Raw genomic sequence first — 12,303 nt, forward strand, 5'->3', positions numbered from 1 at the left:
CAAAAAGTCGCCATACGGCGACTTTTTGTGTTACAGAAGATTTAAAATCTGCAACCTGCCAGACAAGCTATCGTTAATCTGCAAATGCGGATTATTGCAAAAGGATCATTTAAAAGGATTATTCTATATGTTTAGCCAACGCAATCAGCCTGCTCATGCCTTCCCGGATTTGCTGCTCGTGAGCATAGGAGAAGGAGAGACGCAGTTTGCGACTGGCGTTTGCATCGGAAGGATCGAATACCGTTCCCGGCACAAAAGCGACGGAATGCTCCATGCATCGGTGAAGCAAGCGCCCCGTATCTACACCTTCCGGAAGCTCCGCCCAGATGTTAAGTCCACCCTCAGGACGAGTCCACGTCCAATCAGTTTGTTGAAGGCACTGTTCCATCACTTCCATCCGTAGCTGAATAGCGGTACGCAGCTTGGAGAGGTGCTGGTGCATGCGTGGGGACTGGAAATAACGAAGGAAAAGCTTCTGGTTCAGCAGAGGTGATCCGTTATCTGTCAGTGCTTTTACGGCCTGTAATCCTGGCATAAATCGAGGACGGCACATAATGGCGGCAATCCGCAGACCCGGTACGACATATTTGCTATAGCTGCGAATATAGAGTGTATGCCCTGTAGTATCGTATGTGAAGATCGGCGCGGGAGGTTTTTCCTTGAAATAGATATCATAGGTACTGTCATCTTCCACCAGGAAACATCCATACTGTTCCGCCAGCTCAGGTAATTGTTTGCGTTGCTCGGTCGGGATGTTGATACCCGTAGGATTTTGGAAGGTCGGCGTCATATAAAACACTCTCGGCTTTTCCTGCTTCATCAGGCGTTCAATCTGTTCCAGATCGTAGCCATCAGGATGAATATCCGTAAAAATTAACTTGGCACCCTGTTTGCGGAAAATTTCCATCGCAGGGCCGTACGTTGGCCTCTCCATGAGCACACGGTCACCGGGTCTGACGAGACTTCGGGAGATCACATCAATGGCCTGCTGTGCACCTGAAGTAATCAGTACTTCATCTGCCGAGATGTAGAAACGTTCCCTTGTCGTCAGATGGCTTGCCAAGGCACTACGCAGCTCCAGATCTCCCTGAATCGTGGAATATGTGCCAAGCAGACGGGGATATAGATCCAGCAAATCCCGCATCAATTCTCCCCAATATCGGTTTGGCAGCAAGGCGGGGTCGATCAATGATTTGGAAAATTGGTATTCCGCCTCAAGGGATTGCACGCGGGCAAGTGAATCCCAATGCAGCCAGGCAGACACTGCCGGGTCATCGGCCTGATCTGTCACGGGAGAAGGGTCAGCAGGACTGACATAATAACCGGACTTATCCTTGACGTAAACGTTCCCCCGTTCCTTTAATTCCTGATAGGCCTTAAAAACGGTAAGGCGATGTACACCGAGCAGCTCGGACAGGCTCCGCACGGACGGCAGTTTCTCATGCTCTTTCCACTCTCCGGCTTCGATCCGTACAACCAGATAATGTACCACTTGCTCATATAGTTTCAGGCTGTTATCTGTCATCAACATGGCTTTGCCCACCCGGCTCACGCTCCTTTTGAACTCCATTGTAACAGCAAACGGGAACAAACTGTTCTGTTTTATTCATTCTGTTCTGTAGACAGTGCTATATGATGGAGAACAGATGAAGGAGGGGCTAGCATGGTTGCAGTAGCATTTACCGTAATGTGTCTTATTTTTGGAACAACGTTTCTAGCGATTAAAATTGGCGTGGAGGCAGGCATGCCGCCTTTTCTGTCGGCCGGACTACGCTTTATCATTGCAGGTGCTCTAATGTTTGCATGGATGTGGATGAAAGGGAAAGTGAACCTGTCTTTATTATGGCGGAAAGAGATGCTTTTGACGGGGGCCGGATTGACGTTCGGGACCTTTGCGACTTTGTATTGGGCTGAACAATATGTGAGTTCGGGTGTTGGTGCGATTCTGTCAGCAACAGGTCCACTGATGATTATGGTGATGCAGACAGCGTTGTTGCGTCAAAAAACGTCTGCACGCATGATTGCGGGATGCCTGATCGGTTTTGCTGGAGTTATCCTCGTCGTGTTGCCGGGTGTATCGATTGGTGGTAGTTCCCTGTGGCTTTGGGGCTGTATTGCCGTATTGGTGGGTGAAGTCTGTTACTCGGCAGGTGCGTTGTACTCCAAAAAGGTCATTAATCAGTTTAAGGAGGCTAATCCTGTAGCGATCAATGCGGTGCAAATGATGTACGGAGGATTGCTGTTATCCGCGCTTTCGGCGGTGACGGAATCATGGAACACTACTGGACTGGATTGGATGCCAGCGGTATCATCCCTGATCTATCTGACGGTAATCGGTTCGATGGTCGGGCACAGCTTGTTCTACTGGATCATGTCTCGTACCAACCCGTTATTCCCGGCGACCTGGTTGTACATCTCCCCTCCGATTGCGGTTGGGCTTGGGGCGGTTCTCTACAATGAGCATGTAAGCTGGATTACCTGGTTGGGAGTTGCTCTAATTGTCTCGGGTTTGCTGACGATGAATGAGAAAGTGATGGGGTGGATCAAGAGAGGCAAACGCACAACTTCTTTGAGTCAGACTTCCAAATCCATGGTAAAATAGGGAATATATATTCTGCGCAGGAATGAGGCGAGACATCCATTTGAATAGACAGGGAATCGGTGCTGTTTTATTGTTTGCGGGAATTGTGCTGTATGGCATTATCCATATTGGGACCATTATTCATTTACCGGACGTAACGATCTGGTCCAATCAATGGGGCCGTTATCTGCAAGCCGCTTTTGAAACGGGTGGCATCATTGGACTTGTCTTGGCCATTCTTTTATTTATTACAGGAGTTACGCTCCTGCTCCCTAGGCCATTGGCGGATTTATCCAAAGGGAGATTAATGAAGGAGATCAGTGAGCGGAACCGCGAATTTGACGAGAAGTATGGTAATCAGAATAATTAACAGTTTTATTACAGAAACAGCCCTGGCACAAGCGATTCATCACTGTGCAGGGCTGTATAATTTTGTTTTTGAAATAACACGTTTTATTTGGACTTGACCTCTTAAAAGCTTACTCTGCGTTCAGCACAAACTTCTCGATCACTTGCTTCACGCCGTCTTCGTTATTGCTCGCGGTAATGTAATCTGCCAGCTCTTTCAGAGCAGGGATGGCATTCCCCATCGCTACACCAAGACCAGCGACTTCCAGCATCTCATGGTCATTCCAGGAATCCCCGATGGCAATGCACTCGCTCAATTGGTGACCGAAGTGATCTGCCAGGAAGGTTAGTGCATGGCCTTTCGTTCCCTCGCGGTGCATGATCTCAAGGAAGTATGGCTTGGACTTGGTGATGTGTACTTCTGATCCGAGCAGTTCGCGCAGGGCAACCGCAACCTCATCCAAGTAATCCGGCTCATCAATGATGAGCAGCTTCGGTGTTTTTTGCTCGATGACTTTGATGAAATCCGGTTCAATGTGGTACTGAGTACCATTCAGTTTGGCGTAGTCACGCAGCTTGTCGTTTTCTTCACGAGCGTACAGTTTGTCGTCAATGTACGTTTGCAGGTGCAGATTATGCTCCAGGCAGTAGTCGTACAATTTGCGGGAAGCGTCCTGTGGAACGTAGCGCTCGTAGAGTACTTTTTCGTCCAGCAAGTTTTTCACCAAAGCGCCTTGATACGTAATGATTGGCACGTTCAGCTTCGTTTGGCGAGCGAGTGCTTGGGCAGAAGCGTAAGCACGTCCAGTTGCCAGTGTTACAACGACACCATGAGCTACCGCTTGTTCCAGGGCAGTCTGTGTTGCAGGCGTTACTTCCTTGTTGTCGTTAATCAGAGTATCATCAATGTCAATTGCGATTAATTTGTAGGTCATCTGTGTTTCTCTCCTTTTTATCTGTATCTATACCCAACTTAATCTATATCAGTTCAACTAAACTTTTTACACGAGAACGGAGAGGACAGAAAAAACCTGAAGAAGCGGAGCGTTCGCCTTTATCCCCGGATTTTTCCTTTGAAGAAGGGAATCAAAAAAATCTGGGGATAACAGCGATCGGAAGGTTATTCTGTCATTGGAGTGGCAGGTGTAAACTTTCTTGGGTTGAACTTATATACCTACTCCTCCAGGAAAATGAGGCCAATAAAGTCCTCCAGCTCCAGGTTACCGAAGTAATGTTTTACATCCAGACCCTCAAGTGCAGTACGCACCTCAGATTCCTCGTAACGCTTGCCTCGCAGCATGTCTTCGATATCCGCCACATCGCCTACGCCAAAGAAGTCACCAAAGATTTTGATATCTTCAATGCGCGCATCTTTGATATTCATGCGCAGATCAATGATGCCGACAGGGAATTTACGTGTATGCTTCACATTGCTTTCCGGGGAAAGCCCGTAGTTCCAGTCCCAATTGTTATAACGCTCAGCAGAGATTTCGTTGATCTTGTCCCAGTCTTTCTCTGTGAGTTCATATTGAGGAACGTCTTGTGGCTCCATACGGAAAATGTGACGCAACAGCTCGTCCCGGAATTGTTCAAGGGTCAGATTGCTGTCGATCAGATCACGAATATTGGCAACACGGCTGCGTACGGATTTGGTGCTCTTGGATTTGAACTTCTCCGGATTAACGTTGAGTGAAGCCTGCACGTGGTCGAGGTTCAGGTTGAACATCAATGTGCCGTGACTGAACATACGGCCACGCGTAGAGAATTGGGCGTTGCCCGAAATTTTCTTCTCTCCGACTTGCAGATCGTTACGTCCCGTCAGTTCGGCATTGACACCAAGCTCTTGCAAGGCTTCCACCACAGGCTGCGTGAATTTGCGGAAGTTGTGGAAGGATTGTCCGTCATCCTTGGTAATAAAGCTGAAATTGAGGTTGCCCAGATCGTGATAAACGGCTCCGCCTCCCGAAAGACGACGTACGACTTGAACACCGTTATCCTGAACATACTCAATGTTGATCTCTTCAATGGTATTCTGGTGTTTTCCGATAATAATGGACGGGCGGTTGATGTAAAACAGCAAGTAACTGTCATCCATCGGCAGATGCTTCAGAATGTATTCCTCAATGGCGAGGTTTACAGAAGGATCTGTAATGCCCTGGTTATCAACAAACAGCATGGTCATTCCTCCATTAATGTATGTGAGGGATGTATATCCCTTATGTAGTGATGCTTTACGGAATCGAAATTCCTTCTCTATTGTAAACGAATTGTCGAAAGGACACAAAGAAATTGAAGCCGCAAAGGGCTTGAATAGTCAAATCAGGATTGACCCCTGCCTGCCACGACATCCATAATAAAAAGGACATGCAGAAAGGATGACGGACAGAATGACCGGTTTAATTGAAGTTTTCGGACATGGCGGTGATGTGGAGACGGCCGCGGCACGTTTTGGAGGGAATCCTGCGGATTTTCTCGATTTTAGCGCGAATATTAATCCTCTGGGTCCACCTCGGGAAGTGCTGGAGGCTCTGGAGCAAGGATTGCATACGGTACTTCGTTACCCGGATCCGGGCCATCGGGCGTTCAAAATGCTGCTCAGTGACCGACTGGGTTTAACCCCGGATCACATATCTGTGGGTAATGGGGCGGCGGAAAGCATGGCTTTAATCTTACTTGGAATCGCGCCTCGTAGAGTAGGTACGGTAGAGCCCGGTTTTTCGGAGTACAGTGCATTATCCAGACAATTTGGAGCAGAAGTCCATCATGTTCAAGGACGGGAAGAACTGGACTGGCGAGCAGAACCGAAAGATATCGAAAAGCTGATGGAGCGGGTGGACTTGCTTTTCCTTGGACAGCCCAATAACCCCAATGGGGTACAGTATCCGGTGGAAGTTCTGCAACGGCTTGCTCGTAAAGCGGAGACAACAGGCACGATATTGGTTGTCGATGAGGCATTTATCGATTTTATTCCTGAATCTCAGCGGCAATCGCTTGCGCCCAGCTTGAAAGAGTATCCGCAAGTGATCATCATTCGCTCCATGACCAAGTTTTATGCGATTCCGGGACTGCGTCTGGGTTATGCGTTGGGTCGTCCCGAACTGATTCGTGCCATGACAGAGAAACAGGTCACCTGGAGTGTGAACGGGCTGGCACTGATCGCAGGAGAAGCCTGTCTGCGCAGCGGGGAAACTTTTGAACAGGAGACATTGGCACTGGTGTCACACGAGCGGGAGAGTTTAACGGAAGGCCTAGAGGCTTTGGGGTGTAAGGTGACGCGAGGGGAAGCGAACTTTATATTGGCAGCTCTGCCAGAACCGTGGACAGCTACATCCATGCAGGCTGCTCTCGGTGAACGCGGTATACTGATCCGAAGCTGCGCGATGTACCCCGGACTTGGGGAACGACATGTACGTTTTGCGGTCAAGGACGCAGAGGCTAACGGACGTTTACTAGAAATAATAGGAAATGTAATTGAGACTAATCCGACAACGGGATTAGAGGCAGGGGGACACGACGATGGCACTGCCATTCTATAATTATTACTCCCATGTACAAAAGGACCAGAACGAATACAGATCTTCTGTGTGGCCGGGATTATTCGTCTCTGCACATGAACGGCATATTAAAGCATCCAGCCCTTCTGTTGTAACAGCACTTTCCAGTGCCGTGTATGGGGGCGGCATGATTGAACTGGATCGTATATTTAACATCTATGTGGACAGACATTATCGCTGTGACGATCCACCACGTGATATTGCCGATCTGTTGAGTGAATGGCAGGAGCAGCAGGATCAATGTGCCGGTCTTCTGACTGCGGTTCGATTGGAGCATACAGCGATCCAGGAATATGAAAGCGATGAGTTCGGATTACTTTGTTGCACTACAGCAGGAGTATCCAATGCTGCGAGGGCAGGTTCTGCAAGAACGGTGTTCGATGCTGCGGGAAATGAGATGAGCAATGGGACGGTGTCCCAGAAAATAGGGAAGGTTTCGGCTTCAACCTATACTCCCGGTACGATCAATATCATGTTGTGGATAAATGGGCGTATGACTGCTGGAGCGATGGTGAATGCCATTCAGACTGCGGTAGAGGCGAAGGCCGCTGCGTTAGCTGATTTCGGTGTGGTGGATTCAGAGAATGGTCTGACCGCAACCGGAACAACAACGGATGCCATCGTGCTCGCGGTAAGTCAGGCTGAAGTAAATAAACCGCTCATCAGTTATGCCGGGACGGCTACGGTCATGGGTGCAGCTATCGGCAGGCTGGTGTATGACACGATAACGGAAAGCCTGCAAGCTGCGCAGGAGTGGAAAGAGAGGAATAACAAGCAATGACATCTCTGCTGCATCAATGGGCTACCTGGCCGATCTGGACGGGAATAGCTGGAGCCTGGATTATTGTAGGAGCATACATATTGGATCGCTGTATCGGAGATCCACGCTGGATTCCTCATCCGGTGATTGGCATGGGAAAGGCCATCTCTGCACTTGAGCGGGCGATAAGGTCGCGAGTGGACTCGAACCAGGCTCTCAAAAGAGCTGGCGTATTATTTCCCCTTTTGATTGCAGGCGGTTCTTTTGCACTGACTTGGGGATTAATCTATGTGCTGGGTCTTATTCATCCGGCTGTTGCGGTTGTGGCTGAAGTGGCGCTGATCGCAACCACCATTGCTTCCAAAGGTTTGAAGGATGCGGGCAATGAAGTCTACCGCCATCTGAGTCAACAGGATTGGCCTGCGGCGAGACGTTCACTTGGTATGATTGTAGGGCGTGATACGGCTCATCTGGATGAACCGGAAATTGTGCGGGGAACGGTGGAGACTGTTGCAGAGAATATCGTGGATGCCATCGTCTCTCCACTGTTTTATGCCCTGATTGGTGGTGCACCACTTGCCATGGCCTATCGGGCGGTGAATACACTGGATTCCATGGTGGGTTATAAAAATGGAAAATATCTTCACCTCGGCTGGGCATCAGCCCGTCTGGATGATTGGGCCAACTGGATTCCCGCACGGCTTACCGCTTTGCTGTTGATTATTGGAGCCTGGTTCATGAAGCTGGATGCCAGAGGGGCAGCACGCATGGTGTCCCGAGATGCAAGACTTCACCCAAGCCCGAATAGCGGTTTTCCCGAGTCAGCGGTGGCCGGAGCGCTGGGCATAAGACTTGGTGGACATAACGTATATCACGGTGTGGCTTCATTTCGCGCATATATGGGCGAGCCTACAAGGCGGATGGAAGCAGAAGATATTTTACGAACAACACGGCTTATGTTCTGGTCGGCAGGTTCTTTTGTTTTATTATGTTGGTTGGTCACCTTAGGGATATGGTCTGCTGGAGGTGCACTGTTATGGAGATAGAAGCTGGACATGGTGGCATGCAAAGCCGTGAGATTATTTTGATACGGCATGGTACAACGGCGTGGAACTTGGAAAAAAGGTATCTTGGGCATACTGACATCGGACTGTTGCCTGAAGCAAAGCAGGAGCTATCTTCGCTGCGCGAAGAGTTCAGCAATATCACATGCGAAGCCCTGTATTGCAGTGATCTGCTGCGTTGTCAGCAGACACTTACACACATTGCATCACCCCAAACTGGACAAGCCAAGCTTGATGCCCGACTAAGGGAGATCGATTTTGGTCAGTGGGAGGGGTTGACCTACGATGAACTAAAGGACAATCCACAGTATCGAGACTGGATCGATGCGCCGCAGGAGGTAACGCCACCGAATGGCGAGCCTTGGACAGCATTTGCAGAGCGTATTGATTCATTTATGGAAGAGAGTCTGATGTCCTTTTCACCAATACTGCACTCTCGCAGCTTAAACGCGCCAAAGGTAGCCGTAATTACCCATGGCGGTGTTATTCGTTATATGGTGTCACGTCTCATTCCGAATCAAGATTTCTGGGATACGCAGGTGGTACCAGGACAAGCGATAAAGATCCGGCTTGATGGCGATGGGGATAGCTGGGTTGGAACCAGATTGACTTTTCCGTAAATCGGGTTGTAAGGATGTACAATATAACCTATAATCACAACAGAAGTGTGACTTAGCAAGTGCGTCATTGATGGAGGCTCAACAAGCTCTAGCAAGGATGCAAGATGCTCACTTGAATGGTTGAACAATATTAGCGACCAAGGGTCCCGCGTGCATGCAGCAATGTTTCATGGGTTCATATGAGGCCATGAACGGCAAACGGGTGAAATAGGGAAGCCGGTGTAAATCCGGCACGGTCCCGCCACTGTAAATCAGGATGAATTCCTGTAAGTCAGGTTACCTGCCCTGGACGTACAAACCGGTGTTCCTTCGAGGAAAGGACAGCGTTTCGGGCAGTTCTCTGTGCATATACAGCGCCAAGCTGACCATGCATAGATCGCCACATGCGAGACGTCATCCCTGATCCTGACCCAAGGATTGGGGATTTTATTTTTTCGGAACACAAATTCAAGCGGAATTGGGACAGGAGCACTACTCACTAGAATGGATAGAGAAGGGGAGAATGAACACAATGAATTTCAAGACATGGAAAGGCGTAGCGTCACTGCTGAGCGCAGCGATGCTGGCACTGACGTTGGCCGGATGTGGTACAACAACAACGAACGAGGGCACAGGAACCTCGCAACCTGCACAGGAGCAATCCCAGGAACAGGCGCAGACAGATCTCAAAACACAATATCCACTCACGGTTACAGATGCTACGGGTGAATCATTTACCTTTGACAAAGCACCAGCCAAAATCGTATCTGTATCTCCAGCTGAAACGGAATCCCTGTTCGCACTCGGATTGGACGAGCAGATCGTAGGGGTATCCGACTATGACGACTATCCGGAAGCAGCAACAAAGAAACCAAAAATGGGCGGCATAACAAAGCCTAATGAAGAGTCTATCATTGCGGCTGAAGCAGATATCGTATTTACAGGTATCTCGATGAGCGAAGAGTCTGTTAAGAAACTGCGCGATCTGGGCATTACCATTTTCAAAACAGATCCTAAATCAGTGGATGATGTGATGAATAACATTGAAACATTTGGTAAAATCACGGATCATCAGGAAAAAGCACAGGAGATCACCACCCAGATGAAACAGGATGTGACTGATGTAACTGAAGCTGTGAAGGCAGTTAAACCGGAAGAAAAGAAAAAAGTATATGTTGAGTTCTCCCCAGGCTGGACTGTGGGTAAAGGCGAATTCATGGATGAATTGATCACATTGGCCGGAGGAAACAACGTAGCTTCTGACTTGACTGGCTGGAACCAGATTAATGAAGAGAACATTATTGCTTCTAATCCAGACGTCATTCTGTATGCGAACGATGTAGTGGAAGATAACAAAACATTGGATCAAATCATCAAAGCACGCAGCGGATGGGATCAAATCACGGCTGTGAAAAATGATGCAGTCATTGGTTTGGATGCCAACCTGCTGAGCCGTCCGGGACCACGGGTAACCCAAGGTCTGAAAGAAGTAGCCAAAGCGATCTACCCTGATCTGTTCAAATGAGTAAAAAGCTGGCAGTGTACGGAACGGCCGGAATTGTACTGCTTGTGTTAACCGTGCTGATCTGCACGGGCATCGGTTCGGTTGCCCTGCCTGTTCGGGACATTGCGGGCATCTTGCTTCATCGCATTCCCTGGCTGGGCGACTGGATTGTTCCTGACTGGAATACAGCAGCAGAACAGATTATATGGAAGGTCAGATTCCCACGTGTACTGCTTGCCGTGCTTGTAGGTGCATCGCTGGCGATTGCCGGAACTGGATTCCAGGGGGTTCTTCGTAACCCTCTGGCTGATCCGTTTACCCTGGGCGTATCGTCCGGTGCATCGGTAGGTGCGGCTTTTCTGATTTTTTTCGGATTGCAGTATGCGCTGATTGGGATCTGGACTCTGCCATTGGTCGCGTTTCTGACGGGAGTAATCACATTGTGGTTTGTGCTGGCCCTCGCTCGTGAGGGACGCAAAATACCGACACACAGCCTCATTCTGGCTGGCGTGGTCATGCAAAGTTTCCTGGGAGCAGTAGTTTCCTTCCTGTCGACCATGTCGAAGCAGACAATCAATGAAATTATATACTGGACGATGGGAAGTCTGGCACTGCGTGGGTGGTCGTATACGGCCATCCTTTTCCCGTATTTTGTGCTGGGGCTGATTTTCCTCTGGAGCCGTGCGCGTTCGTTGAATGTGCTTGCCTTGGGGGAACGCCAGGCTGCGCATATCGGGGTTAAGGTGGATGGATTGAAACTGTCGGTGTTAGCTGTGGGTACGCTGCTTACCGCAGGCGCTGTCTCCGTATCCGGCGTGATTGGCTTCGTCGGCTTGGTCATTCCGCATATTCTTCGGCTCATCGTCGGACCTGATTATCGATTGCTGGTGCCTTTGTCAGCGATTGGGGGAGCCATCTTCATGGTCTGGGCAGATACGATTGCACGCTCATTGCTGGCTCCAACCGAAATTCCGCTGGGTGTGGTTACGGCTTTTGTTGGAGCGCCGTTCTTTGCGTATCTGCTGCACCGGAACAAAAAGCTGCGGAAGGGGATGATGCCATGAGTACATTCATGAAAACAGACCTTACCAAGAGTCGGCCGATGATAGAAGTCAAAGAAGCTGGTAAAATGTATGGTAACCATCGGGCTCTGCATGGGGTGGACTGGCAAGTCACAGAGGGTGAATGGTGGGGCGTTGTTGGTCCAAACGGCAGTGGAAAATCGACCCTGCTTCAGCTACTTGCCGGAACCGAACAGCCGAACGTAGGCAGCATACAGATTGATGGACGCGACATTTCCACATACACCCGTAAAGATCTGTCACGCATGATTGCGGTCTTGCAGCAGGATGGACTGCCGGCCATCTCTTATCCCGTAAGGGATGTTATCGAGATGGGACGTTACCCTTACCAGAACTGGCTTGGCAAAGAATCGTCGGATGGAGCAGCGGTAGTTGATCGGGTGCTGGATGAGTTGGGTTTGAGTGACATGGCCGAACGGCCTTTGGATGCACTTAGCGGGGGACAACGGCAGCGGGTTGCGCTTGCCAAAGTCATGGCTCAGGAGCCCAAGCTGTTGTTGCTGGACGAGCCAACCACCTTTCTCGATATCAAATATCAATTGCAATTCATGGAGTTATTATCAGCGTGGCGTCAAAAAAATCATATTACGATTGTAGCGGTGCTGCATGATCTGAACCTGGCCGCGCAATTTTGCGATCATATTCTGGCGCTGCGTGACGGGACTTGTGTAGGCAGTGGCACACCTCATTCGTTGATGACGGAAGAGAACATTCGGGAGATCTTCAGGGTGAGCCCAGCCATGGTGAATCATCCCGACAATGGATTGCCACAGCTGTTGCTAAGACGAGAGAAGAAATGAATGAAGCGGGG

Annotated in this window: 12 protein-coding genes and 1 riboswitch; of the genes, 9 read left to right on the plus strand and 3 right to left on the minus strand. The window is 49.5% G+C overall.

Features of this window, described 5'->3' with window-relative positions:
- Window positions 1-118: 118 nt before the first annotated feature.
- Window positions 119-1,543, minus strand: coding sequence for an aminotransferase-like domain-containing protein (locus AC3ITG_RS07335; RefSeq protein ID WP_489253296.1), 1,425 nt, complete (start codon window positions 1,541-1,543; stop codon window positions 119-121).
- A gap of 120 nt (window positions 1,544-1,663) precedes the next feature.
- On the opposite strand from AC3ITG_RS07335, the gene AC3ITG_RS07340 reads away from it, so the two are divergent.
- Together AC3ITG_RS07340 and AC3ITG_RS07345 are read left to right on the plus strand one after the other, a co-directional pair.
- Complete coding sequence (locus tag AC3ITG_RS07340) at window positions 1,664-2,602, plus strand: DMT family transporter (RefSeq protein WP_489253297.1); 939 nt, start codon at window positions 1,664-1,666, stop codon at window positions 2,600-2,602.
- A gap of 40 nt (window positions 2,603-2,642) precedes the next feature.
- The gene (locus AC3ITG_RS07345) at window positions 2,643-2,951 is read left to right on the plus strand and encodes a hypothetical protein (protein ID WP_489253298.1); all 309 of its coding nucleotides are present in this window, start codon (window positions 2,643-2,645) and stop codon (window positions 2,949-2,951) included.
- 109 nt (window positions 2,952-3,060) lie between these two features.
- On the opposite strand, the gene AC3ITG_RS07350 is transcribed toward AC3ITG_RS07345, so the two are convergent.
- Complete coding sequence (locus AC3ITG_RS07350) at window positions 3,061-3,864, minus strand: Cof-type HAD-IIB family hydrolase (RefSeq protein WP_076291747.1); 804 nt, start codon at window positions 3,862-3,864, stop codon at window positions 3,061-3,063.
- Window positions 3,865-4,103: 239 nt separating this feature from the next.
- The gene (lplA, locus tag AC3ITG_RS07355; protein ID WP_489253299.1) at window positions 4,104-5,105 is read right to left on the minus strand and encodes a lipoate--protein ligase; all 1,002 of its coding nucleotides are present in this window, start codon (window positions 5,103-5,105) and stop codon (window positions 4,104-4,106) included.
- A 211-nt stretch (window positions 5,106-5,316) separates the two neighbouring features.
- Between lplA and cobD the strand changes: the two genes are divergently transcribed.
- The 7 genes from cobD (at window position 5,317) to AC3ITG_RS07390 (ending at window position 12,292) form a co-directional block, all read left to right on the plus strand.
- The gene (cobD, locus tag AC3ITG_RS07360) at window positions 5,317-6,465 is read left to right on the plus strand and encodes a threonine-phosphate decarboxylase CobD (RefSeq protein WP_489253300.1); all 1,149 of its coding nucleotides are present in this window, start codon (window positions 5,317-5,319) and stop codon (window positions 6,463-6,465) included.
- Window positions 6,446-7,264 (plus strand): adenosylcobinamide amidohydrolase, encoded by an 819-nt coding sequence (locus tag AC3ITG_RS07365; protein WP_413376267.1) that lies wholly within the window; start codon window positions 6,446-6,448, stop codon window positions 7,262-7,264. Before cobD ends, AC3ITG_RS07365 begins: the two co-directional genes overlap by 20 nt.
- Window positions 7,261-8,289 (plus strand): adenosylcobinamide-phosphate synthase CbiB, encoded by a 1,029-nt coding sequence (gene cbiB, locus AC3ITG_RS07370; RefSeq protein WP_489253301.1) that lies wholly within the window; start codon window positions 7,261-7,263, stop codon window positions 8,287-8,289. Before AC3ITG_RS07365 ends, cbiB begins: the two co-directional genes overlap by 4 nt.
- Window positions 8,280-8,927: a histidine phosphatase family protein gene (locus AC3ITG_RS07375; RefSeq protein ID WP_489253302.1), complete on the plus strand. Its 648-nt coding sequence runs from the start codon at window positions 8,280-8,282 to the stop codon at window positions 8,925-8,927. The genes cbiB and AC3ITG_RS07375 overlap by 10 nt, the downstream gene beginning before the upstream one ends.
- 154 nt (window positions 8,928-9,081) lie before the next feature.
- A riboswitch (cobalamin riboswitch) is annotated at window positions 9,082-9,229 on the plus strand.
- A 200-nt stretch (window positions 9,230-9,429) separates the two neighbouring features.
- Complete coding sequence (locus tag AC3ITG_RS07380; RefSeq protein ID WP_489253303.1) at window positions 9,430-10,431, plus strand: ABC transporter substrate-binding protein; 1,002 nt, start codon at window positions 9,430-9,432, stop codon at window positions 10,429-10,431.
- Window positions 10,428-11,474: a FecCD family ABC transporter permease gene (locus AC3ITG_RS07385; RefSeq protein WP_064639927.1), complete on the plus strand. Its 1,047-nt coding sequence runs from the start codon at window positions 10,428-10,430 to the stop codon at window positions 11,472-11,474. Before AC3ITG_RS07380 ends, AC3ITG_RS07385 begins: the two co-directional genes overlap by 4 nt.
- Window positions 11,471-12,292: an ABC transporter ATP-binding protein gene (locus tag AC3ITG_RS07390; RefSeq protein ID WP_489253304.1), complete on the plus strand. Its 822-nt coding sequence runs from the start codon at window positions 11,471-11,473 to the stop codon at window positions 12,290-12,292. Before AC3ITG_RS07385 ends, AC3ITG_RS07390 begins: the two co-directional genes overlap by 4 nt.
- Window positions 12,293-12,303: the final 11 nt, after the last annotated feature.

It is taken from the genome of Paenibacillus sp. GL_099_B (genome assembly GCF_057835695.1).

Excerpts from the sequence above, each read along its gene's own strand:
- AC3ITG_RS07340 (WP_489253297.1), top strand. The coding sequence starts at position 1,664 with ATGGTTGCAGTAGCATTTACCGTAATGTGTCTTATTTTTGGAACAACG.
- AC3ITG_RS07350 (WP_076291747.1), bottom strand. The coding sequence starts at position 3,864 with ATGACCTACAAATTAATCGCAATTGACATTGATGATACTCTGATTAAC.
- lplA (WP_489253299.1), bottom strand. The coding sequence starts at position 5,105 with ATGCTGTTTGTTGATAACCAGGGCATTACAGATCCTTCTGTAAACCTC.
- cobD (WP_489253300.1), top strand. The coding sequence starts at position 5,317 with ATGACCGGTTTAATTGAAGTTTTCGGACATGGCGGTGATGTGGAGACG.
- AC3ITG_RS07365 (WP_413376267.1), top strand. The coding sequence starts at position 6,446 with ATGGCACTGCCATTCTATAATTATTACTCCCATGTACAAAAGGACCAG.
- cbiB (WP_489253301.1), top strand. The coding sequence starts at position 7,261 with ATGACATCTCTGCTGCATCAATGGGCTACCTGGCCGATCTGGACGGGA.
- AC3ITG_RS07375 (WP_489253302.1), top strand. The coding sequence starts at position 8,280 with ATGGAGATAGAAGCTGGACATGGTGGCATGCAAAGCCGTGAGATTATT.
- AC3ITG_RS07380 (WP_489253303.1), top strand. The coding sequence starts at position 9,430 with ATGAACACAATGAATTTCAAGACATGGAAAGGCGTAGCGTCACTGCTG.
- AC3ITG_RS07385 (WP_064639927.1), top strand. The coding sequence starts at position 10,428 with ATGAGTAAAAAGCTGGCAGTGTACGGAACGGCCGGAATTGTACTGCTT.
- AC3ITG_RS07390 (WP_489253304.1), top strand. The coding sequence starts at position 11,471 with ATGAGTACATTCATGAAAACAGACCTTACCAAGAGTCGGCCGATGATA.